Origin of the sequence: Uliginosibacterium paludis, from assembly GCF_039631355.1 — a bacterium.
GTDB lineage: Bacteria > Pseudomonadota > Gammaproteobacteria > Burkholderiales > Rhodocyclaceae > Uliginosibacterium > Uliginosibacterium paludis.
Genome location: NZ_JBDIVF010000002.1, coordinates 112,650 through 135,311 on the forward strand (window position 1 = coordinate 112,650; position 22,662 = coordinate 135,311).

Genomic DNA, 22,662 nt, shown 5'->3' on the forward strand with positions numbered 1-22,662 from the left:
CGGACCGCCCGGTGACGGCCGGGCACAGCAACAAGGATGGCCGCCTTCCAGCGCGAGCCTCCGCCAAGGAGACAAAGTCATGAACCACGCAGCAAAACTCGCAGCATCTTCCCTCATTCTCGCCCTGACCCTCGCCGCGTGTGGCGGCGGTGGTGGCAGCGACGACGCACCGGCACCGACCGCGCCGGGCTCGTCATCATCCTCCAAGTCGTCCAGCAGCACCTCGACAAGCAGCCAGGCCTCATCCTCTTCCAGCAGCGTGGCAACGTCTTCGTCCAGCAGCTCGGCTCCGGCCGTCACGGTCAAGGAATGGGGCTTCAGCAACGAAGCCTATGCCGCAGCAGGCCAGACGCTGTTCAGTGCGGATTACACCGCCACGGCAGACAACAGCGTGAAGCTCATCTCCAGCGATATCGCGAGCGGTGCGGTAACGGTTGACGGCCTGCAGTTCAACACGACGGCTGCCGGTGTGCTGCGCTATCGGGCAGCGGGATCCTCCTCGAACAACGGCACCGGTGCGGTGAACATGTGGAACACCAACGGCTCCTTCTACAGCTCCAACGCTGCTCTCATTCCCGACGTCGGTGCGGACGGCTCCGCTCCGGCCAGCGGCAGCAAGCTGCGCGCCTACATGGGCGTTCCAGTAACGGCCAAGAAAGCGCTGTCGATCGCCATCGAATACCGTCAGACCTCAGCCAGCGCCACGGCGGGCAAGCTGGCCCTGTTCTGCAGCGATAACAGCGTGCTCATCAAGCAGGATGTCTTCTCCGTCGCGAATGCCGACGGCAGCTTCAACACCTTGAGCTACACCGCCGACGCAAGCCATAACTGTTCCGAACTTCGTGTTATCTATGGGCGCGAAGGCACGTCGTCTGGTGGCGTGAACATCGGCAAGATCAAGCTCACCCAATAACGGCTCTGGTACTGATCCAGACAGTCAATCTGTCCTGCCCCCGGCACGCCGGGGGCTTTTCCGTTCATCAGACCTGCCAACCCCGGAAAACACCGGGTATACCCTTATCAAAAAACCTCAGAACCCATTGTTTTCAATGGAAATGTTGCTTTTCCGTAACGCCATTTCGAGGTTTTTGTAAATTTTTTCACGTTTCTTCTGATTCGCCTTGTGACCGGAAACAGGTCGTAGGAAAAATACCTACATGCTTTCGGCAACAGAAAGCATGATCCGGACGCCCGGTGACGGCCGGGCATACAAGAGACAAGGGGAGCCGCAGGCCGGAGGGCCGGGTTCTTCGCACAGGAGAAGAAGATGCAACGTTCGACCAGACTCGCAATTTCAGCACTTGGCCTGTCCCTGATCCTCGCCGCTTGCGGCGGTGGCGGCAGCGACGACAACAGCTCCACCCCGGCGGCATCATCCGCGGCATCCAGCGTTGCCAGCAGCACCGCTTCTTCCAAGGCATCTTCGTCGGCTGCCTCAACGGCGACATCCTCTGCAGCGTCCTCGACTGCCACCTCTGCAGCATCCAGCACGAGTTCAGCCGCCTCTAGCGCAGCCGCAGTTACTACCGGCACCTGGACCCCTTCACTGAGTCTGGTCGGCTCCTCCAACCTGCTGACCTGCGCCAGCGGGAACTATGGTTTCAATGCCAGCACCAGTGAGATCACTGCTGGTGCCGCAGCGCTTTACTCAGCCAGCGCCTCCAACCTGCGGCTTTACGACGGTTCTTCTGATTGCAGCGGATCGACCTGGGCCATCACCTACAACGGCAGCTCATTCGCAACAAGCAGCGCAGTCAGCACTGGCAGCTCTCTCACGGGCACTACCTTTAACCGCTACATCAAGATTCCGTACACCAATGCAGCCACGACGTCACCGTCGATCACCGTCAAGTTCGGAAACTCGAATTCGAGTGGCTGTTCAGCGGGGCAGATCGTGATCGCCGATGCCAACGCAAACATTCTTTATGCGGGTAATGGCTGTGCATACACAGGCGGTACGGCAGCGACGGCAACGTCACCTGCTTCCGCTACAGCGACGGCGACGGTTACCAAGGGGGCAAGCGGCGCGTTTTATGTGTATTACACCCGCGTTGGAGATTCGACTGGCGGCCTCCGCGTCTGGTCGATCGACTACACGTACTGATCGAAGACGGCAGTCCTGTCCGGTTTCCGGACAGGACAAGCTTGCCGCAGGCCTGCGCCCTCCTTGAGAGGGCGTTTTCATTTCAGGTATCACCCCACCGCTTCATCAACCCATGCTCCACCCCGATCTGGTCCATCACCCGTGCCACCACGAAGTCGACCAGATCCTGCACGGTTTGCGGGTGGTGGTAGAAGCCGGGTGAGGGGGGCAGGATGACGACGCCCATTCTCGAGAGGCGGAGCATGTTTTCCAGGTGCAGCGTGGAGAACGGGGCTTCGCGCGGCACGATGACCAGCTTGCGGCCTTCCTTGAGGCAGACGTCGGCCGCGCGTTCGATGAGATTGCTGGACAGCCCGGCCGCCACGGAGGCCAGGGTGCCCATGGTGCAGGGGCAGATCACCATTGCATCCGGCGGATTGGTGCCGGAGGCGATCGGGGCAAACCACTCCTCTCGGCCGTAGACCAGCAGTTGCCCTTCGGCGGCGCCGAAGCGCGCTGACAGCAGCTCGGCCGTCTCTCGCGTGCCGGCGAGGGCGAGATCCATTTCCTGCTTCGCCACGATCTGGGCGGCCTGGGTATAGACGAGCTGCACGCGGCAACCCGCGCGGATCAGGCTTTCGATGAGGCGCAGGCCGTAAGGCATGCCCGAGGCGCCGGTCAGTGCAACTGCAATGGTTTTCATGGAGTCGGGAGTCGGGAGTCGGGAGTCGGGAGTCGGGAGTCGGGAGTCGGCACATTGTAGGGGCCGGCTCCCGCAGCGAACAGGCCGTGCTGAGCGCCTCAGCCTACGGCCGCGTCGCCGCTGCCGGCCACACGGACTTCTTCATCGGTGCCCTCCCGCAACAGCCGGGCAGTGATGAGGCCGTTGGCCGTGCCGAAGAGGGTGGCCGTTGCGGAGAAAACCGGCCAGAGGGCCCAGATGCCGTCATGCGGCACGAGCCAGAGCCGGGCGAGGATCATCTGGCCGCCGATATGGCCGAAAGCGGCCAGCAGGGACAGGCTCACCGCACCGAACCAGCGTCGCGGCAGATGCCGGGCCAAGCCCAGAACCGCCAGACTGCAGAGGCTGCCGGCCAGACTCAGGAAGAAGCCGGGGGCGAAGAGTTGCCCCAGCAGCAGGCTGGCCGCAAAGACGCGCAGCAACGCTACCCAGACCGCCTCGATCCAGCCATGCCGCATGAGGACCAGCAGCACGATGATGTTCGCCAGCCCCGGCTTCACGCCCGGCAGGGGCGTGGGAATGGCGGCCTCTGCCACGCTGAGTGCGATGGCCGCGGCAGCGTAGCGGGCCACCCGGTAGTCCGACTCATCGGCGTGCAGGATGCGCGTGGGCGTCATGTCAGTAGGCCATCGAATCGTAGGTCTCGCTGCGCCCCGCCAGCTGCAGGCTGACCTCATTGGGCGCACAGATCGCAGCCGCGCCGTTGCGGCTCAGCCAGCCCTGCTTCACGCAATACTGGCGAGGGCCTGGATCGGACTTCACCCGGGCACGACCCGGCTCGATCTCGATCAGGGTCAGCCCGAGCGGGCCACGCACCTCGTAGCGAGCAGCGCGGTCGAGCGGCAGCGTGGCCACCGTGCGGCCGCCGGCCCGGACAATCGCGCGCGTCGGCCGGTCCGGGCTCCACAAGCTCATCGCGGCATACAGGGTGATCGACAGCGCAGCGAGAACGCACAGCCAGTCGCCGGGATGCATCAGCTGCAGCCAGGGGCGAATGGCGGGCTTCACGTCACCCGGCTTTCCTGTGGTTCGCATCGAGCGAGCGATGACGCACCATCACCCGCGCCTGGCCGGAAAACTCCTTCGCCAGCCACTCGGCCAGATAGACCGAACGATGCTGGCCGCCGGTGCAACCGATGCCGATGGTGAGGTTGCTGCGCCCGTCATGCGAAAAAGCCGGCAGCCAGTCGGCGACGAAGCGGCGGATGTCATGTGCCATGCGCATGGCATCGTCCGAGGCTTCCATGAAGTCGATCACCGGCTGATCGAGCCCCGTCAGCGCGCGCATGGCAGGGTCATAAAATGGATTGGGCAGGCAGCGCACGTCAAACACGAAATCCGCATCCACCGGCAAGCCGTGCTTGAAACCGAAGGACTGGAACAGTAAGGTCGGACCGCGCCCAGGCGCCGATTCGATCAGCTCGCGCAGCCAGGAGCGGAGCACGTTGGGATGCAGCGCACTGGTGTCGATGCGCTGCCCCAGCTCGGCCACCCGCTGCAGCAGTTCGCGCTCGCGATGGATGGCCTCCTGCAGCGTGACCGTGCCTTCGGCCAGCGGATGACGACGACGGCTCTCGGAGTAGCGCGCGATCAGCGACTCGTCACGCGAATCGAGAAAGATGAAGCGCAGGTCGGGCACCTGCAGGCGCACCTCGGAGACGATTTCGGGCAGGGCTTCGATGCTCGCGCCGGAGCGCACATCCATCGCCACGCCAACGCGGTGATAGCCCTCCTGGCGCAGCTGTTCGACGAGCTGCGGCAGCAGGCTCGCCGGCAGATTGTCGACGCAGTAGTAACCGGTATCTTCAAGCAGCTTGAGGGCGATGCTCTTGCCCGAGCCGGAGAGGCCGCTGATCAGGGTGAGTTGCATGCTGGATTCCGTCGCCGCGGCAGATCGCGGCCTTTGCGGACAAGCATAACGAAAAAAACCGGCCTCGCGCTCAAGCCGGCGAGCCGGGATGCTTCAGACGCCATTCTGCCCGCCGCTCGGCACAGCGCTGCAGGATGGCCTCACGCTCCCGGGCGTCGGCCGCATGCCATCCGGTAATTTCGGCCAGACTGCGGAAACAGCCCACGCAGATCAGGCCCGGCTCATCCAGACAGCACAGGCGCACGCAGGGGGAGGCGGGCAATTCGTCGGCCATTGCGCTCACCAGGGCAGGCGGTGCCCGCGGTAATCGATGAAGTGGCCGTTGTCGTCCTCGTCCAGCTCGGCCATCACCTGGCGCAATCCTTCAACCGACTCGCTCACGCCCAGCGCTGCATCATCTCCGCCCATCTCTGTCCGGACCCAGCCGGGATGCAGCGAAACCACGCAGGCGCCCAGCGGGCCGTACTCGTTGGCGGCCGTCTTGACCACCATGTTGGCTGCCGCCTTGGAGCAGCGGTAGGCGATGGCATCGGAGCCACTCGTATCCTGGATCGAGCCCATGCTCGACGACATGACCGCCAGCACCCCGCGCGCAGCGGCCACATTGCTGCCGAAGGCCTGGATCAGGCGCATCGGCCCCAGCACATTGGTGTGCATGACCTCATCGAACGCCGCATCGCCGGGAGCGGCGAAGCTGCCGGTATCCGGCCCGAACAGGCCGGCATTGCAGATCAGCAGATCCAGCGGCGCGTCATCGAGATACCAGGCCAGCGCCGCGATCGATTCGGGGCTGGTCACATCCAGCGCCTGCACATCCACGCTGGCCGGCAGCCAGCCACGGGCCTGCTCGGGCGCCCGGCAGGCGGCGATCACGCGCCAGCCTTCAGCGGCATACTGGACGGCCAGCTCCAGGCCGATGCCACGGCTGGCACCCGCAATCAGTACGGTCTTGCTCATGTCTGCCCTGTGTTGATCAAGGAATCCGCCAAGCACGGCGTGCGCCCATTATGGGTGCTCCTCAGGGTGAAAGGTAGACTAGGGGGAAGCCTGTGTTGCAGCCCGTCTTGCTGCAATGCATCATCATTTTTCATTCCGCCGACATGCCCATGCGAAACCTGAGCCACCCTTTCCCTGCCGCGCCGCAAGCCCCGGAGACGCTCGAGGTCGCGCCGGGCGTGAAGTGGCTGCGCCTCGCGCTGCCCTGGGCGCTCGACCACATCAACCTGTGGCTGATCCGCGATGGCGCGGCCTGGGCGCTGGTCGACACCGGACTGGGCGACGACGCCACGCGCGCGCTGTGGCCGCAGATCCTGCAGGCCCTGGGCCGGCCGCTGAGCCGCATCATCGCGACCCACTACCATCCGGACCACCTTGGCAACGCGCAATGGCTCGCCGCACAGACCGGTGCGGCAATCCACATGTCATTCGGCGAATACCTGCTGGCCCATGCGCTGCACAGCCAGAGCGCCGGCTACGACATGGCAAGCTTCCATGAGCACTTCCGCCGCCACGGGCTGGACAGCGAACGCCTGGCCCGCATGGAGGCCCGCGGCAACATCTATCGCCGCGGCGTACCCGAGTTGCCCGCGCAGTTCGTCCGCCTGCTCGAGGGCGACCGCCTCCGCATCGGGGGCCGCAACTGGACGGCCATCGCCGGCCACGGCCATTCCCCGGAGCACATCTCGCTGCACTGCCCCGAAGCGGGCGTGCTGATTTCCGGCGACATGCTGCTGCCGCGCATCACCACCAACATCAGCGTACCGGCCGCGATGCCGGAAGAAGACGCCGTTGCGCGCTTCCTGGCGTCGCTGCAGAAATTCCGCACGCTGCCGGCCGAAACCCTGGTCCTGCCCGCTCACGGCCTGCCCTTCCGTGGCATGCATGCGCGGCTGGACCAGCTTTTCACCCATCATGACGAGCGCGACGCCAGCATGCTCGCCGCGCTCGACACCCCGCGCAGCGCCGCCGAACTCCTGCCGGTGCTCTTCCCGCGGCCGCTGGACACTCATCAATTGCTCTTTGCAATGGGCGAAGCGATCGCCCACCTGAACCACCTCTGGCGCCGCGACCGCCTCAAGCGCCTGGAAGACAGCGACGGCAACATCCTTTACCAGCAGACAAGCTGAACCTCATCCATCACCCGCTCAGGAGACAGATTCATGGCCAGCACCGATACGCAGCAAGCCGGATTGCCTGATACGCAGGAACTCGCCCGGACCTATGCCGAAGTGGCACAGCGCTCATCGAAGCTCCTGAGCGAATACATCCAGCGCCAGGTATCAAAGGGGGTCGAGCCCCCGGACGATGAAATGGGTGTGGCGCAGGCCTTCTTCGACATGATGGCCAAGCTGATGAGCGATCCGGTGCGGCTCGCCACCAACCAGATGAACCTGCTGCGCGACTATTTCAGCCTGTGGCAGAACTCCGTGCAGCGGCTCTGGGGCCTCACGCCCGAACCGGTCGCCACGCCAGAGAAAAGCGACAAGCGCTTCAAGCATGAGGAATGGCAGGACAGCTTCGTCTTCGATTTCATCAAGCAGAGCTACCTGATCGCCGCCCGCAACATCCACGACACCGTCTGCTGCATCGATGGTCTGGACGAAGCCGCGCAGAAGAAGGTGAATTTCTACACCCGCCAGTATGTCGATGCCATGGCGCCCTCCAACTTCGCGCTGACCAATCCGGAAGTGCTGGAGGAAACCTGCCGCACCCGCGGCCAGAACCTCATCAAGGGCTTCAACAACCTGCTGCGCGACCTCGAAGCCGGTGACGGCCAGCTGCGCGTGCGCATGACCGACACCGAAGCCTTCGAACTCGGCCGCAACGTGGCCACCACGCCGGGCAAGGTGGTCTTCCAGAACGACATGATGCAGCTGCTGCAATACACGCCCTCCACCGCCAAGGTGTTCGAGCGCCCGCTGCTGATCGTGCCGCCCTGGATCAACAAGTACTACGTGCTCGACCTGCGCGACAAGAATTCCTACATCAAGTGGGCGGTGGATCAGGGCCACACCGTGTTCGTCATCAGCTGGGTCAATCCGGATACCCGCCACGCCGAAAAGGGTTTTGACGCCTACATGTCGGAAGGCGTGCTCGCTGCCATCGATGCGATCTGCGAGCAGACCGGGGCGAAGGAAATCAATGCCGCCGGCTACTGCCTGGGTGGCACGCTGCTGGGTACCACCATGGCCTGGCTGGCCGCGCGGCGTGACAAGCGCATCGCCTCCGGGACCTTCTTCACCTCGCTGCTGGACTTCTCGCAGCCAGGCGAACTGGGCGTCTTCATCGACGAGCAGCAGGTGCAGTCACTCGAGAAGAAGATGAACGAGCGCGGCTATCTCGAGGGCGCGGAAATGGCGGGCACCTTCAACATGCTGCGTGCCAACGATCTGATCTGGTCCTTCGTCATCAACAACTACCTGATGGGCAAGGATCCCTTCCCCTTCGACCTGCTCTACTGGAACTCCGACTCTACGCGCCTGCCGGCCCGCATGCACAGCTTCTACCTGCGCCGCATGTACCTCGAGAACGCGCTGCGCGAGCCGGGCGCGATCGAGCTCTGCGGCGTCAAGATCGACCTCGGCAAGATCAAGGCGCCCTGCTACTTCATCTCCACCATCGAAGACCACATCGCGCCCTGGAAGACCACCTATCTCGGCGCGCTGACCCTCGGCAAGGCTCCGCGCTTCGTGCTCGGCGGCTCCGGCCACATCGCCGGCATCGTCAATCCCCCGGCAGCCAACAAGTACGGCTACTGGGTCCGCGAAGACGGCGAGCTGCCCGAAGACAGCGACGAATGGCTCAAGGGCGCGACCCAGCATCCCGGCTCCTGGTGGACCGACTGGCAGGGCTGGGTCACCGCTCTCGACAGCAAGCAGGTGGCTGCGCGGGATCCTGAAAAAGGCCCGCTTGAAGTGCTGGAAGATGCGCCGGGCAGCTATGTGAAGGCGCGGCTCGACAAGAGCAGCCGCTGAAGCCTGGCTCACCCCGGAGCGCCCCGCACTGCGGGGCGTTCCGCATTTCAGCCGGGCATTTTGCCCGGCGAGCGTGGGTCCACATTGCCGCGCATGCCGCCGGCAAAGCTCCTGACCTCGAAACCCTGCTGGGCCAGAATGCGCGCTGCGAAGTAGCTCATCTTGCCGAACGCACACACCGTGACGACGGGGCGCCGAGGATCGAGCCGGTCCAGACTGGCCCGCAGCGCAGGGAAAGGAATGTTGATCGCTCCGCCCGGCACCGGAAAAGCCTCCGCCAGCGCCTTCGGCCGCACGTCAAGCACCTGTACGTTCGCGTCTGCCGGCAGGCTGGCGGCCGGCGTGACGAGGCCGTCGCGCTTGTTGCAGGCCGCAAAGCCGGCCAGATTGACGATGTCCTTGGCCGAGCCGAAAGGCGGTGCATAGGCCAGTTCAAGGTGACAGAGATCGTCCACCGTCATGCCGCCTGCCAGCGCGGTGGCAAGCACGTCCAGACGCTTGTCGACACCTTCGAAACCTGTCGCCTGCGCGCCCAGCAGGCGGCCGGTGTCCGGCTCCCACAGAATCTTCAGGCTCATCGGCTTCGCGCCGGGATAGTAGCCCGCATGATGCTCGGCATTGACCGTGATGCTGTCATGGGCCTTGCCTGCCGCCAGCAGGCGCTTCTCGCTCCAGCCGGTGATGCCGGCCACCACGTCGAAGGCACGCACGATCGCCGTGCCGAGCGAGCCGGGATACGGACGCGCCCTGTCACCCAGCAGCATGCAGTCGGCCGCCACGCGCCCCTGCCGGTTGGCCGGCCCGCCCAGCGGCACGCTGACCGCCGAGCCATCGATGCGGTCACGCGTGAGCACTGCATCACCCGCGGCATGAATGTCGGGGTCGGACGTGCGCATGAATTCATCCACCAGAATGTGCCCGCGCGGCCCGAGCGCCAGACCGGCCTCGCGCGCCAGGGTCGTCTCGGGCTGCACGCCGATCGACAGGATCACCAGATCGGCCTCCAGCACGCGGCCGGAGGCCAGCCTGCAATGCAGCACCGCATCCGCCGGCTCGAAGGCCGTCACCCGCTCGCCGGTCATCACTGTCACGCCCTGGCGCTGGAGCTCGCTGGCGAGCAGGGCGCTCATCGGCGCGTCGAGCTGGGGCAGCACCTGCTCCTGCAACTCCACCAGCTGCACCGCCAGGCCACGATGGCGCAGCTGCTCCGCCATCTCGATGCCGATGAAACCGGCACCGATCACCACAGCGCGCCGGGCGGTGCCGGCGGCGGCCAGAATGCGGTCCATGTCCTGCAGATTGCGCAGCGTGTGGACGCGGGCGTCGTCGATGCCGGGCAGCGCGGGCCGCAGCGGCGACGCGCCTGGCGCGAGCATGAGCTTGTCATACGAGATCCATTCGCAGTGCCCGTCCGCAACCTGACGCACCTCGACCCGTTTGCCCGCGCGATCGATTCGAAGCGCTTCGCAGCCGGTCCGCACATCCAGGTTCAGCAGCGACTTCAGGCCCGCGGGCGTCTGCACGGCCAGCGCGCCGCGCTCGGCGATCTCGCCGCCGATGTGATACGGCAGGCCGCAGTTGGCAAAGGAAACGTCCGGCCCGCGGTCGAGCATGATGATGGATGCATGCTCGTCGAGCCGGCGGGCACGCGCGGCGCAGGACGCACCGGCCGCAACGCCACCGATGACAAGGAGTCTGAGAGGCGGGTTCATGACTGGGAGCTCCCGGCAGTGAAAAGGATGAGAAGCGGGCTCACAGGAATCGGCTGACCCAGCGAAGGATTTCGGCGGCGGGGCGGGCGCCGGCCTCGCGCGCCACTTCCTGGCCGGCGCGGAACAGCGCCAGGGTCGGAATGCTGCGGATGCCGTATCGCGCGGCCGTCGCGGGGCTGGCTTCGGTATCGAGTTTGGCGAGGATGACCTTGCCCTGGAGCTGCCGTGCAGCCTCCTCGAACATCGGCGCCATCGTGCGGCAGGGTCCGCACCAGGGCGCCCAGAAGTCGACCAGCACCGGCAGTTCGGTGCGGGCGATGAAGTTCGCGAAATCGGCGTCGCTCAGCGGAACCGGGGTGGCCGGCAGGAGCGGACGGTGGCAGGCCCCGCAGGCCGGCCCTTCGGCCAGGCGTGCCTCAGGCAGGCGATTGGTGGTGTGGCAATGGCAACAGACGATCTGCATGACGGAAAGCTCCCGTACTGGACAGACCTAACATTACTACATGGTTATACAGTTTTCAACGAAGTCTGTTCCAGCGGCAGCCGGAAGTGCACTTCAAGCCCGCTGCCCTGCTGGCGGTTCTGCGCCCACATGCGGCCGCCGTGGGCCTCGATGGCCCGCCGCGCGATCGCCAGCCCCAGCCCGTAGCCTGCGCCGCCTGCCGATTCGCCGCGGTGGAAGGGATCGAAGATCGACTCCAGCTCGTTCTCCGGCACGCCGGGGCCCGCGTCGGCCACGGTGATGTGCATCGAATCGGCCCGGGCCTGATGCACCAGACTGACCTCCACCAGACTGTCGACCGGAGTGTGCCGCAGCGCATTGCGCACCACATTGTCGAACGCGCGGTGCAGCAGTTCGCCGCGCGCACGGATCACCAGCTCACCTTCATGCGAGGTCGAAAACATCACCTTGCGGCCACTGCCTTCGGCTTCGAAACGTGCATCCTCGACCACGCTGTCGAGGAGCTCGATCAGATCCACATAGTCTTCCGCGGGCTGCCGCATCAGGCCTTCGAGTCGCGCCAGGGTCAGCACTTCGCCGACGAGTTCATCCAGCCGCTCCGCTTCGCGCTCGATGCGCGAGAGCGCGGTTTCGACCTGAGCCGGATTCTGCCGTGCCAGGCCGACCGCCACCTGCAGGCGGGCCAGCGGCGAACGCAGTTCGTGAGAGACGTCATGCATCAGCCGGTTCTGCGAGCCGACCAGCTGCTGCAGCTTCTGCACCATGCCGTCGAACTCACGCCCGAGCTGGCCGAGCTCGTCGCGCCGGCCGGCCATGCCCTGTGCGACGCGCACGTTGAGCTGCCCGTCCGAGGCCGCCTGGAAGGCGCCCTGCAGACGATGAATGGGCCGCGAGAAATTGCGGGCCAGCAGCGCACTGACCAGCACGCTCGCCAGCAGGGCCGCCAGCGCAGCCAGGATCGGGCCTTCCAGACGGAACTCGGGCACGGGGGACGCACGCGGCGGCTCGCGCGTGCTGCCCTGGGGGAAGAACATGAGCCATTCCTTGCCGGCGTCATCCTTCCAGCGGCGGGCCTTGCGGCGCCGGTCATTGCCGGTCTCGGCCGCCAGCGCGGCCCGCGCCTGCTCCAGCGCCTCGGCCGGCACGGCCCGACCGAAACGGTCATTGCCCCCGGCATCCACCACCAGCGGCGGCTCGCCTTCCCGCACCGGCCACTGCGCCACATATTTCGCCAGCGCTTCACCGCCGCCGAAACTGGCCACCGTCCAGGCCATGCGCAGGGCATAGGTCGAGCGCGGCCCGGTCGCAATCGCGCTTTCCTCGCTGCGACGCGCCTCTTCCCGGATCATCAGCGCGGCCGACACCCCGATCACCGTAAGCAGCAGGGTGATCCAGAAGCCGGCAAAGATTTTCCAGAAAAGGCGACCCATGACGATCAGGAAACGATGTACTGGTAGCCGATGCCGCGGACGGTCTGGATCGGCGAGCGGCCGTCGGGCAGGTCGCCCAGCTTGGCGCGCAGGTTGCTCACATGCACGTCGATGCTGCGGTCATACCGGGCGAGCGGCCGGCCCAGCGCCTTCTCCGAGAGTTCGTTCTTGCTGACCGGGTTGCCGGCGCAGCGCGCCAGCACTTCGAGCAGGTTGAACTCGGTACTGGTCAGTTCCAGCAGGCGCCCCTGCCATTCCGCGCGACGTTGCTCGGGCCGCACGCAGAGCGCGCCCACGCCGAGCACCTGGGTTTCGCGCGGCCCCGGCGTGCCCTGGGCACGACGCAGGATGGCACGGATGCGGGCGACGAGTTCGCGCGGCGTGCAGGGCTTGGGCACATAGTCGTCCGCCCCCAGCTCCAGGCCCAGCACGCGGTCGATATCGTCGCCGCGCGCGGTCAGCATGATCACCGGAATGCGGCTGCGCGCCCGGATGCGGCGCAGGGCCTCGATGCCGTTGGTGCGCGGCATCATCACGTCGAGCACCACGATGTCGAAACCGCCTTCGAGCGCCAGCCCGGCGCCCTGCTCGCCGTCGTAGACGGCTTCGACCTCGAAACCCTCAGCGCGCAGGTATTCGGCCTGCAGCGCGCACAGTTCGGTGTCGTCATCGACCAGCAGCACCCTTGCCATATTCCCGCCCGTCCCAGCAACTGAAGATGCGGCTCATGATACGGCGCGGCCGCAGACGGCCAAAGCGCGCTTACGCTTCCTTAACCAAGCTTTACCGTCGGCTGACCGGCCTTTACGCCCATGCGGCCCAGACTTCTCCCACGCTCACAACACATTGAAGGAGAACGAAAATGCCGCAGATCAATCCGAACCTCCGCCGCTTCCTGATGACCAGTGCACTGGCCCTCTGCCTGCCGCTCAGCAGCCATGCCCAGGAGGTCAGTGCACCTGCCGCGGCAGTTCGCCCGGCCACGGATCGCGCGGACGGCCCGGCGCAGGGTCGCTTCCACCATCGCGAGAGGGGCGAAGGTGAGCGCGCCGGCCTGCTCAACCCGCGCCTGATCAAGGCGCTCGACCTGAGCCAGGCACAGCGCGACGAGCTGAAGAAGCTTGCCGACAGCGATCGTGAAGCCCGCCGCACCCAGCGCGAGGCGCTGATGGCTTCGCGCAAGGCCCTGCGCGATCTGGTCATCGGTGAGCAGTACAGCGACGCCCGCGCGAAGGAACTCGCCGGCCGGATCGCGACCCAGGACAGCGCGCAAATCCTCGCCCGCGCAGAGCAGGCGCACCGCATGATGCAGGTGCTCACGCCCGAACAGCGCACGAAGCTTGCTCAACTCGCAGCGGCCCGCAAACCGGGGCGCGACGGTGAACGCGGACGGCCTGCAGACAAGGGCTGAGCCCGATCCGGCGCGAGCGGGCCGTTGCCGCACGGCCCGCAACACTTCGCCGACCCGCGCCCGTGCGGCAGACGCGCGCTTCGTCTGCAGCGGCGCGAAATCCGCTACGCTCGCATCATGTTTCCGCGCCCCCTTCTGCCGCTACTCTCCTGCAGCCTGCTCGCAGCCTGCGTCAGCGCCGGCCCCGATTACGCCGCGCCCCGGCCCGCGCTGCCCGCCAGCTGGCAGGCCGCCGCGACGCCGCAGGGCGCCTCCCTCGTGCACTGGTGGCGCGGCTTTCACGACGACACGCTGAACGCCCTGATCGACACCGCGCTGGCGCAGAGCCCGGATCTGCGCAGCGCACGCGCCAGGCTGCGCGAATCGCGGGCGAGCCTGGGCGTGGCCCGGGCCGCGCAATGGCCCGGTCTCAGCCAGGACAACAGCGCGCGCCGCACCGAATCCGCCGGCGCCGGCAGCGCGGCTGACAGCTACAGCGTCGGCTTCGACGCAAGCTGGGAGATCGATCTTTTCGGCGGCACGCGGCGCAGTGTGGAAGCCGCCCGGGCCACGCTCGAAGCAAGCGAAGCCGGGGTGAGCGACGCCTGGCTCACGCTGAGCGCCGAAGTCGCACGCGTCTATCTCGATCTGCGCACGCAGCAGGCCCGGCTTGCGATCGCACGCAGCAATCTCGCCAGTCTGGAGGAGACGCACCGGTTGATCCGGTGGCGCGAGCAGGCCGGCCTCGCCAGCTCGCTCGATGCACTGCAGGCGACCAGCACGCTGGAGACCGCGCGGGCGCGCATCCCGGCACTCGAAGCCGCCATCGAGACCGCGCTGGACCGGCTCACCGTGCTGTGCGGCGCGCCGCGCACAGAGATCGCCGGGCGCACCGCACACCTGAGCGCCCTGCCCGCCGCCCCGGCCGAAGTCGCCGTGCCGCTGCCGGCAGAACTCATCCGCCAGCGCCCGGACCTGCGCGCGGCCGAGCGCCGCCTGGCCGCCGCGAGCGCCAGCGTCGGCGTGGCCAGCGCCGCGCTCTACCCTTCGCTGCAGCTCTCCGGCACGCTCGCCCTCTCCTCCGGCGGGCTGGATACGCTGTTCCGCCCGGCCTCGCTCGGCAGCAGCCTGCTCGCCGGTCTGAGCACCCCGCTGCTGGATGGCGGGCGCCTGCGCCGCACCGTAGACGTCCGCAATGCCCAGCTCGAGCAGGCGCTGATCAGCTACGAGAAAACCGTCGCCCAGGCGCTTGCCGATGTGGAAAGCGCGCTCGTCTCGCTCGATCGCAGCGGCACCCGCCTGCGCAACCTGGCCGCGGCAGCAGAAAGCGCCAGCCTCGCCGCCGGCCTCGCCCGCGACCGCTACACCGCAGGCCTCATCGATTACGCCACGCTGCAGGACACGCTGCGCAGCGAGCTCTCCGCCAGCGACGCAAGCGCCAGCGCGCAGGGCGAGCAGCTGGCGGCCGCCGTCGCACTCTACAAGGCGCTCGGGGGCGGCTTCGACATGCCCGGCCCGGGCAAGGAAACGGGAACCCCATGACAAAGTCATCCACCGGCCCCGCCGCCGACCTCAGCCAGCTGCTCGCCAGCCATCGCGCGGCGCCCCGCAACCGCCGTCTGCTGATCGGCCTCGGCGTGCTGGCCCTGCTGATAATCGCCGGCGGCCTGGCCGCCTGGCACACGAGCCGCAGCGCGCGCGGGCCGCAGTTCGTCACCGCCGCCGTGAGCCGCGGGGACATCACCGTCACCGTGACCGCCACCGGCAACCTGCAGCCGATCAACACGGTCGACGTCGGCTCCGAGATCTCCGGCACCATGGCCGAGGTGCTGGTCGACTTCAACGACCGGGTGAAGAAGGGCCAGGTGCTGGCGCGGCTCGACACCACCAAGCTCGCCACCGCGCTGGAGCGCTCGCGCGCCACGCTTGCCGCCAACCAGGCCCGCGTGCTGCAGGCGCGCGCCACCCTGGACGAATCCGCCACCTCGCTCGCCCGCTTCGAGGAAGTGGCGCGCCTCTCCGGCGGCAAGGTGCCTTCGGCTGCCGAGCTGGATGCCGCCCGGGCCAAGCTTGCCCGCGCGAAGGCCGATCTCGCGACCGCCGAAGCCGCCGCCGCCGAGTCTGCCGGCGCGGTGAAACAGGGTGAGACCGACCTCTCGAAAGCCACCATCCGCTCGGCCACCAACGGCATCGTGCTCAAGCGCAGCGTGGAGCCGGGCCAGACCGTGGCGGCCTCGCTGCAGGCGCCGGTGCTGTTCTCGCTGGCCGAAGACCTGTCCGAGATGGAGCTGATCGTCGCGGTCTCGGAAGCCGATGTAGGACAAGTGCATGAAGGCATGGACGCGAACTTCACCGTCGATGCCTGGCCCGACAAGACCTTCCCGGCGAAGATCCGCCAGGTGCGCTTCGGCTCGACCAACGTCGACAACGTGGTGAGCTACCAGACCGTACTGCAGGTGAAGAACCCCGATCTCCGCCTGCGCCCCGGCATGACTGCGACCGCAGACATCAAGGTGGCCGAGCACAAGGGCGTGCTGCTGGTGCCCAACGCGGCCCTGCGCTTCAAGCCGCCGGAAAAAGTGGAGAAGAAGGAGGGCGGCCTGCTCGGCATGCTCCTGCCGCGCACCCAGGACCGGCCCAAGCCCCAGGTGGGCAACAGCAACCGCAATCGCGCGCGGGTCTGGGTGAAGGGCGTGGAGGGCCCGCAGCCGGTCGCGGTGCGCACCATCCTGAGCGATGGCCGCAACACCGAAATCGAATCGAAGTCACTCAAGCCGGGTGACGAGATCATCATCGACACCGCCGAGCAGCCCAGGTGAGTGAAGCCGCCCCCCTGATCCGTGTCCGCGGCGTAACCAAGACCTATGGCAGCGGTCAGGCCGCCTTCCAGGCGCTCAAGGGCGTGAGCTTCGAACTCGCGGCAGGCGAGTTCGTGGCGGTCATGGGGCCGTCCGGCTCGGGCAAGTCGACAGTGATGAACATCCTCGGCTGTCTCGATGTACCCACCAGCGGCGAGTACGTCTTTCTCGACCAGCATGTGGAGCAGCTCGACCGCAACCAGCGCGCCATCCTGCGCCGGCACTGCCTCGGCTTCGTCTTCCAGGGTTTCAACCTGCTCGCCCGCACCACCGCGCTCGAAAACGTCGAGCTGCCCCTGCTCTATCGCGGCCTGCCGCTGGCCGAGCGCCATGCCCAGGCACGCGAAGCACTGGCGCTGGTGGGCCTGACCGGCTGGGAACATCACACGCCGGCCGAGCTCTCCGGCGGCCAGCAGCAGCGCGTGGCCATCGCCCGCGCCATCGTCACCCGCCCCACCCTGCTGCTGGCCGACGAGCCGACCGGCAACCTCGATTCGGAACGCAGCGTCGAGATCATGCAGCTGCTCACCCGACTCAACCGCGAGCACGGCATCACCGTGCTGATGGTGACCCATGAGCCGGACATGGCCGCCTGGGCCTCGCGCACGCTGCGCTTCGTTGACGGCCTTGTCGATCATGACAGCGCCGAGGTGCCGGCATGATCTGGAATGCGCTGCTCCTCGCGCTGCGCGAGATCCGCCGCAATCTGCTGCGCGCCTCGCTGACCGTGCTCGGCATCATCATCGGCGTGGCAGCGGTAATCACCATGGTCACGCTCGGCAACGGTGCCACCGCACTGATCACCGCGCAGGTCTCCAGTCTGGGCAGCAATCTGGTGATCGTCCGCCCGGGGCAGCGCATGTCACCCGGTCAGCCTGCGGGCTGGGCGCCGGCCTTCAAGGAAGACGACGCCCAGGCCATTCTCGACGCGGTGCATGCAGTGCGCGAAGTCGCCTCGGTGTCGCAACGCGGCAGCACGGTGTCATACATGACGGAGAGCACCTTCACCCCGGTGATCGGCAGCTCGCCGAGCTATCTGGAAGTGGGCAACTGGCATCTCGCGGAAGGCCGCTTCTTTCACGACGGCGAGCAGCGCGCAGGCCGCACGGTGTGCGTGCTGGGCGACACGGTGCGCAAGGCGCTGTTCCAGGGCGGCAGCCCGCTGGGTGAGAAGATCCGCTTCCGTGGCGTGAGCTGCGAGGTGATCGGCGTGCTCTCGCCCAAGGGTCAGTCGGCGATGGGCCAGGATCAGGACGACATGGTGCTGATGCCGCTCAAGTCCTGGCAGCGCCGCGTCGCGGGCCGGCGCAGCCGGCAGGACGTGGGCACCCTGCTGCTCTCGGTGCGCGACGGTCTCTCGACCGAACGGGTGGTGCGCGATGTGTCGGTGCTGATGCGCGAGCGGCGCGGCATTGCCCCCAACGAGAACGACAATTTCTCGGTCTTCGACACCCGCCAGATCTCGGAAGCACTCTCCTCCACCACCCGCGTGCTGACCAGCCTGCTCGGCGCGGTCGCGGCGGTGAGCCTGCTCGTCGGCGGCATCGGGATCATGAACATCATGCTGGTGTCGGTGACCGAACGCACCCGCGAGATCGGCACGCGGCTCGCCATCGGCGCACTGGAACGCGAAGTGCTGCTGCAGTTCCTGGTGGAAGCGGTCGCGCTCTCTTCCTTCGGCGGTCTGGTCGGGATTGCGCTCGCCCTGCTTGCGTCCTTCGGCCTGACCACCGCGCTGGGCCTGCCCTTCGTGCTCGATGTCGACATCATGCTGCTGGCATTCGCGGTCTCCGCGGGCATCGGCGTGCTGTTCGGCTATGTGCCGGCGCGGCGTGCCGCGCAGCTCGATCCGATCGAAGCGCTGCGCCATGAATGACGGGCTGACAACACGGCAATGAGGCGGCGCGGGCCGGGCGCGCGCGCAACCCGGAAACGCACCCGCCCCAGCACGAGCGACCCCCTTTTTCCGGGGCTTGCGGGCGGCTCGCCACTCAGTCGGGCCGCTGCGCCCTGAGGCGGGCCAGTGTGCTTTCCGCAGGCTCGGGGCGCCCGAGCAGATAGCCCTGGCCGAAACGGCAGCCATGCGCGCGCAGCCAGTCGAGCTGCGCCTGGGTCTCGATGCCCTCGGCCAGCGAAATGCTGCCCAGCGCGTCGATCAGATGGATCACCGATGCGAGCACCGGCTCGGCGCGGTGTTCGCTACCGAGACCGTTGACGAAGCTGCGGTCGATCTTGATGCGTTCGAAGGCAAAGCGCGAGAGGCGCGCGAAGCTCGAATAACCCGCGCCGAAATCGTCGATCGCGATCCGGATGCCTTCGGCGCGCAGGCTGCGCAGCACGTCCTCGGCCCCGTCGGCATCGCTGATCATGCCGCTCTCGGTGACCTCCAGCTCCAGCCGCTGCGGCGGAAAGCCGGCCTCGGTGAGGATCGCCAGCAGGCGACGGACCAGCATCGGGTCGCGCAGCTGGCGCGGCGAGAGGTTGAAGGAAAGATGCACCTCCTGCGGCCATTGCCGCGCGGTTTCGCAGGCCAGCCGCAGCAGGTGGTCCGAGAGCTTGAGGATCAGGCCGGTGTGCTCGGCGGCTTCGATGAAGAGCAGTGGCGAGATGCTGCCCAGCTCAGGATCGGTCAGCCGCGCCAGCGCCTCGAAAGCCGCAATCCGCCCGCTGGCGAGATCGACGATGGGCTGGAAATGCACGAACAGGCGGTTCTGCTCCAGGCCCTGACGCAGCGCGGCCTCGATGCGCGAGCGCGATTCGATCTGGCGGTCCAGCGCCTCGTTGAAGAAGCGCACGGTAGCGCGGCCGAACGTCTTGCCCTGGCACAGCGCCACATCGGCGCGGCGCAGCAAGAGGCCCAGCGTGTCGCCATCGGCCGGAAAGGCAGCCATGCCGAAGGTGGCCGAAATCTGCAGCTCATGCCCTTCGATCACGATCGGCTGCTGCAGGACTTCGGCGATCGCCTCGACCCGCGCGCGCACCCGGGCCGCATCGGCTTGCGAGCGAATCACCAGCGCGAACTCGTCGCCGGCAAGACGGCAAACGAAATCGGGCACCGGCACCGCCGCCTTCAGGCGTCCGGCAATGCAGCGCAGCAGGGCGTCGCCGGCGAGATGCCCGTAGAGATCGTTGATGGCCTTGAAGCCATCCAGATCGAGAATCGCGAGAAAGAAGGGCTCGGGCGCCGCGCTGTGGCCGAACATCGCATCGAAGAACGCATGCAGCGCGCGCCGGTTGGGCACGCCGGTCAGCAGGTCGCGGGCGGCGAGCTCGCGCGCCTCGCGCTCGGCCACCTGCCGCATGCGGACTTCGGCGCGCAGGTCCAGCATGCGCCGCACCGCATACACATAGCCCAGGGCGCCCAGCACGCAGAACACGATCGCGATCTCGTCGAGCTGCCAGGACTCGTGCGTACGGCTCAGCGTGAAGAAGCCCTCGAAGGCGTTCTGGTGAATCATCAGCGAGGCCAGCAGCACCGAACTGACGACAAAGACGTACAGATCGAAGCGCGCACGGCGCGTCAGCATGCGCCAGCGTTTCATGGCCATGGAACTCCTGCGGGGAAACACGACTGCTGCTCACACATCGTTTCACTTTTTGATCCGGGTCTTTCAACAACGTCCTGCCGAGCCCGGAACTTGATCACGCCGCCCGTCTGGCCTCCCTCTCGGGATCCGCGAGCGGCGCCGGCGGGCCGCGGAACATTGATCCGGATCAGACTTTGCGCCGGGTGAACACCAAAACGGCCCTTGTGTCGGGGTAAACCGCTTCCTATGCTTCACCTCACCAGCAGTACGGAGAAACTCCATGAAGCACCCCCCGATGTTCCTGATGCTCCTTCTGGCAACGGCCCTCTCGGCGCCGGACGCCTCGGGCAGCCCCCTCGAATCCGAAGCGCCCGGCGCGGACAAGCGCAGCACACCGCGCCAGGATGGCGCAGACGCTGCGGCCGCCGTCCGCCCCGACCCCCTGCGCACCGCCGCCTGAAATGCTCCGGCAGGCTCCGCGCCGGCGGGCATCCGCCGGGCCGGGGCCGCGCCCGGCACGCGTCGACGCCCGCCACCCCGGCTTCGCGCTAAGATTCGGCTCCAATCAGAAAACCGAGAAATTTCAGGCAATTCCGCCTGCTTGCGATCCTGCGCAAGCCTGCCGGTTGCCTGCCCCGCGTCATGAGCCTCAAACCGCAGCAGATCGAACTCCTCGCCCCCGCCAAGACCGCCGAGATCGGGCGTGAAGCCGTGCTTCACGGCGCCGACGCGGTCTATATCGGCGGCCCCGCCTTCGGCGCCCGCTCCTCGGCCGACAACAGCGTCAGCGACATCGCGGACCTCGCCGGATTCGCCCATCGCTACGGCGCGCGCATCTTCGTCACGCTCAACACCATCCTCCACGACGCGGAGCTCGAGCCTGCACGCAAGCTGGTGCACGAGCTGTATGACGCCGGCGTGGACGCGCTGATCGTGCAGGACATGGGCCTGCTCGAGATGGACCTGCCGCCGATCGCGCTGCATGCCTCCACCCAGTGCGACATCCGCAGCGTGGAGAAGGCGAAGTTCCTCGGCGAAGTCGGCTTCTCGCAGCTGGTGCTGGCACGCGAACTCACGCTCAAGGAGATCGCGGCGATGCGCGCCGCGGTGAATCCGGCCGTGCCGCTCGAATTCTTCATCCACGGCGCGCTGTGCGTGGCCTTCTCCGGCCAGTGCTACATCAGCCATGCGCATACCGGTCGCAGCGCCAACCGGGGCGACTGCTCGCAGGCCTGCCGCCTGCCCTACACGCTGGAAGACCAGCAGGGCCGCGTAGTGGCTTTCGACAAGCATCTGCTGTCGGTGAAGGACAACGACCAGAGCGCCAACCTCGCCGCGCTGATCGATGCCGGCGTGCAGAGCTTCAAGATCGAGGGCCGCTACAAGGACATGGGCTATGTGAAGAACATCACCGCTCATTACCGCCAGCTGCTCGACGGCATCCTGGAGGAACGCCCGGAACTGGCTGCAGCTTCACACGGCAAGAGCAGCTTCAGCTTCCAGCCCGACCCGGACAAGAGCTTCAACCGCAGCAGCACCGACTACTTCGTGCAGGGCCGCAAGGAAGACATCGGCGCCTTCGACGCGCCCAGCCACGAGGGCGAGCGCCTCGGCACGGTGACCCGTGTGGGGCCGGACTGGTTCGAGCTGGAATCCGCGCTGCCGCTCGCCAACAGCGACGGCCTCACCTGGATGCACAAGCGCCGCCTGCAGGGTGTGCAGGCCGATACGGTGAAGCAGACCGGTAATGTGTGGCGCGTGACGCCGAACCAGAAAATCAGCGAGCTGCCGGGGCTGGTCGTCGGTGCGGAAATCTCGCGCAACCGTGACCACGCCTGGGAGCAGGCCCTGCTCAAGAAATCCGCCGAACGCCGCATCGCGCTGGATCTGCATTTTTCCGAAACCGAAGACGGCTTCGCGCTGCGCGTGGTCGATGAATCCGGCGCGGAGGCCACCGCGCGCCTCGCCTGCGACAAGCAGCCCGCCCAGCATCCGGAAAAGAGTGAAGCCAGCCTGCGCGAGCACCTCGCCAAGCTCGGCGCGACGATCTTCTCGGCGCGCGAGATCTCGGTCGACTGGCAGCAGCCCTGGTTCCTGCCCGCCTCGCAACTCAACGCCCTGCGTCGCGAGGCCATCGAAGCGCTGGAAGCCACGCGCCTTGCAGCGCTGGGCCGGCCGCCGCGCTTTGAACCCTCCGAGCCGCCGGCGGTCTATCCGGAAGCGTCGCTGAGCTACCTCGCCAATGTGTATAACGAGGCTGCCCGGCGCTTCTATGCCCGCCACGGCGTGAAGCTCATCGCCGCGGCTTATGAAGCCCATGAGGAAGAAGGCGAAGCCAGCCTGATGATCACCAAGCACTGCCTGAGATTCTCGTTCAACCTGTGCCCCAAGCAGGCCAAGGGCGTGACCGGCGTGCAAGGCCAGGTCCGCGCCGAGCCGATGACGCTCATCAACGGCAAGGAGCGCCTGACCCTGCGCTTTGACTGCAAGCCCTGTGAAATGCACGTCATCGGCCGCATCCGCAAGAACATCCTGCAGAGCCCGCCGCCGGGCAGCCCGGAAGCCGTGCCGATGACCTTTCACGCGCGGCGCCCTGCCCACTGAAGATTTCCG

22 protein-coding genes are annotated in these 22,662 nt (G+C 66.9%); 11 read left to right on the forward strand and 11 right to left on the reverse strand.

The features are described from left to right. Positions 1-79 precede the first annotated feature (79 nt). Positions 80-913, forward strand: a complete 834-nt coding sequence (locus ABDB87_RS05510; protein ID WP_345924884.1) for a hypothetical protein — start codon at positions 80-82, stop codon at positions 911-913. Positions 914-1,267: 354 nt separating this feature from the next. Continuing rightward, positions 1,268-2,104: a hypothetical protein gene (locus ABDB87_RS05515; protein WP_345924886.1), complete on the forward strand. Its 837-nt coding sequence runs from the start codon at positions 1,268-1,270 to the stop codon at positions 2,102-2,104. Between the two features lie 82 nt (positions 2,105-2,186). Here the strand turns inward: ABDB87_RS05515 and ABDB87_RS05520 are convergent, their stop codons facing one another. The 6 genes from ABDB87_RS05520 to ABDB87_RS05545 form a co-directional block, all read right to left on the reverse strand. After that, entirely contained in the window at positions 2,187-2,786 is a 600-nt protein-coding gene (locus ABDB87_RS05520) for a flavin prenyltransferase UbiX (protein WP_345924888.1), read from the reverse strand. A 98-nt stretch (positions 2,787-2,884) separates the two neighbouring features. Continuing rightward, a complete protein-coding gene (locus tag ABDB87_RS05525) occupies positions 2,885-3,442 on the reverse strand; it encodes a Gx transporter family protein (RefSeq protein WP_345924891.1) in 558 nt (185 codons plus the stop codon). 1 nt (position 3,443) lies between these two features. Then, positions 3,444-3,833 carry a NusG domain II-containing protein gene (locus ABDB87_RS05530; RefSeq protein ID WP_385917311.1) on the reverse strand — a complete coding sequence of 130 codons (390 nt, stop codon included), beginning with the start codon at positions 3,831-3,833 and terminating at the stop codon, positions 3,444-3,446. Position 3,834: 1 nt separating this feature from the next. Further along, positions 3,835-4,695: an RNase adapter RapZ gene (rapZ, locus tag ABDB87_RS05535; RefSeq protein WP_345924893.1), complete on the reverse strand. Its 861-nt coding sequence runs from the start codon at positions 4,693-4,695 to the stop codon at positions 3,835-3,837. 70 nt (positions 4,696-4,765) lie between these two features. Continuing rightward, the gene (locus tag ABDB87_RS05540; protein ID WP_345924895.1) at positions 4,766-4,969 is read right to left on the reverse strand and encodes a DUF1289 domain-containing protein; all 204 of its coding nucleotides are present in this window, start codon (positions 4,967-4,969) and stop codon (positions 4,766-4,768) included. A gap of 5 nt (positions 4,970-4,974) precedes the next feature. After that, positions 4,975-5,652: an SDR family NAD(P)-dependent oxidoreductase gene (locus ABDB87_RS05545; RefSeq protein WP_345924897.1), complete on the reverse strand. Its 678-nt coding sequence runs from the start codon at positions 5,650-5,652 to the stop codon at positions 4,975-4,977. Between the two features lie 149 nt (positions 5,653-5,801). Between ABDB87_RS05545 and ABDB87_RS05550 the strand changes: the two genes are divergently transcribed. Together ABDB87_RS05550 and ABDB87_RS05555 are read left to right on the forward strand one after the other, a co-directional pair. Next, complete coding sequence (locus ABDB87_RS05550) at positions 5,802-6,821, forward strand: MBL fold metallo-hydrolase (RefSeq protein ID WP_345924899.1); 1,020 nt, start codon at positions 5,802-5,804, stop codon at positions 6,819-6,821. 33 nt (positions 6,822-6,854) lie between these two features. Then, positions 6,855-8,669: a PHA/PHB synthase family protein gene (locus ABDB87_RS05555; RefSeq protein WP_345924900.1), complete on the forward strand. Its 1,815-nt coding sequence runs from the start codon at positions 6,855-6,857 to the stop codon at positions 8,667-8,669. Between the two features lie 47 nt (positions 8,670-8,716). Here the strand turns inward: ABDB87_RS05555 and ABDB87_RS05560 are convergent, their stop codons facing one another. The 4 genes from ABDB87_RS05560 to ABDB87_RS05575 are packed head-to-tail and all read right to left on the reverse strand — an operon-like array spanning position 8,717 to position 12,966. Next, the gene (locus ABDB87_RS05560; protein WP_345924902.1) at positions 8,717-10,381 is read right to left on the reverse strand and encodes an FAD-dependent oxidoreductase; all 1,665 of its coding nucleotides are present in this window, start codon (positions 10,379-10,381) and stop codon (positions 8,717-8,719) included. A gap of 40 nt (positions 10,382-10,421) precedes the next feature. Continuing rightward, entirely contained in the window at positions 10,422-10,844 is a 423-nt protein-coding gene (gene trxC / locus ABDB87_RS05565) for a thioredoxin TrxC (protein ID WP_345924904.1), read from the reverse strand. Between the two features lie 44 nt (positions 10,845-10,888). Then, positions 10,889-12,274, reverse strand: coding sequence for a HAMP domain-containing sensor histidine kinase (locus tag ABDB87_RS05570; protein WP_345924905.1), 1,386 nt, complete (start codon positions 12,272-12,274; stop codon positions 10,889-10,891). Positions 12,275-12,279: 5 nt separating this feature from the next. After that, the gene (locus ABDB87_RS05575; protein ID WP_345924907.1) at positions 12,280-12,966 is read right to left on the reverse strand and encodes a response regulator; all 687 of its coding nucleotides are present in this window, start codon (positions 12,964-12,966) and stop codon (positions 12,280-12,282) included. A 170-nt stretch (positions 12,967-13,136) separates the two neighbouring features. On the opposite strand from ABDB87_RS05575, the gene ABDB87_RS05580 reads away from it, so the two are divergent. The 5 genes from ABDB87_RS05580 to ABDB87_RS05600 all read left to right on the forward strand — a co-directional run bounded on the left by ABDB87_RS05580 (position 13,137) and on the right by ABDB87_RS05600 (position 18,398). After that, positions 13,137-13,685 (forward strand): Spy/CpxP family protein refolding chaperone, encoded by a 549-nt coding sequence (locus ABDB87_RS05580; protein ID WP_345924909.1) that lies wholly within the window; start codon positions 13,137-13,139, stop codon positions 13,683-13,685. Between the two features lie 117 nt (positions 13,686-13,802). Continuing rightward, on the forward strand, positions 13,803-15,206 hold the full coding sequence (locus tag ABDB87_RS05585; RefSeq protein WP_345924911.1) for an efflux transporter outer membrane subunit: 1,404 nt from the start codon (positions 13,803-13,805) through the stop codon (positions 15,204-15,206). After that, positions 15,203-16,483 (forward strand): efflux RND transporter periplasmic adaptor subunit, encoded by a 1,281-nt coding sequence (locus ABDB87_RS05590; RefSeq protein WP_345924913.1) that lies wholly within the window; start codon positions 15,203-15,205, stop codon positions 16,481-16,483. Before ABDB87_RS05585 ends, ABDB87_RS05590 begins: the two co-directional genes overlap by 4 nt. Further along, positions 16,480-17,184, forward strand: coding sequence for an ABC transporter ATP-binding protein (locus tag ABDB87_RS05595; RefSeq protein WP_345924915.1), 705 nt, complete (start codon positions 16,480-16,482; stop codon positions 17,182-17,184). Before ABDB87_RS05590 ends, ABDB87_RS05595 begins: the two co-directional genes overlap by 4 nt. Then, positions 17,181-18,398 carry an ABC transporter permease gene (locus ABDB87_RS05600; RefSeq protein WP_345924917.1) on the forward strand — a complete coding sequence of 406 codons (1,218 nt, stop codon included), beginning with the start codon at positions 17,181-17,183 and terminating at the stop codon, positions 18,396-18,398. The genes ABDB87_RS05595 and ABDB87_RS05600 overlap by 4 nt, the downstream gene beginning before the upstream one ends. A 115-nt stretch (positions 18,399-18,513) precedes the next feature. Here ABDB87_RS05600 and ABDB87_RS05605 read toward each other — a convergent pair whose 3' ends face one another. Then, positions 18,514-20,064, reverse strand: a complete 1,551-nt coding sequence (locus ABDB87_RS05605) for a putative bifunctional diguanylate cyclase/phosphodiesterase (protein ID WP_345924919.1) — start codon at positions 20,062-20,064, stop codon at positions 18,514-18,516. A gap of 265 nt (positions 20,065-20,329) precedes the next feature. Here ABDB87_RS05605 and ABDB87_RS05610 point away from each other — a divergent pair, with 265 nt between their 5' ends. Then, positions 20,330-20,509, forward strand: a complete 180-nt coding sequence (locus ABDB87_RS05610) for a hypothetical protein (RefSeq protein ID WP_345924921.1) — start codon at positions 20,330-20,332, stop codon at positions 20,507-20,509. 182 nt (positions 20,510-20,691) lie between these two features. Further along, complete coding sequence (locus ABDB87_RS05615) at positions 20,692-22,653, forward strand: peptidase U32 family protein (RefSeq protein ID WP_345924923.1); 1,962 nt, start codon at positions 20,692-20,694, stop codon at positions 22,651-22,653. Positions 22,654-22,662 lie beyond the last annotated feature (9 nt).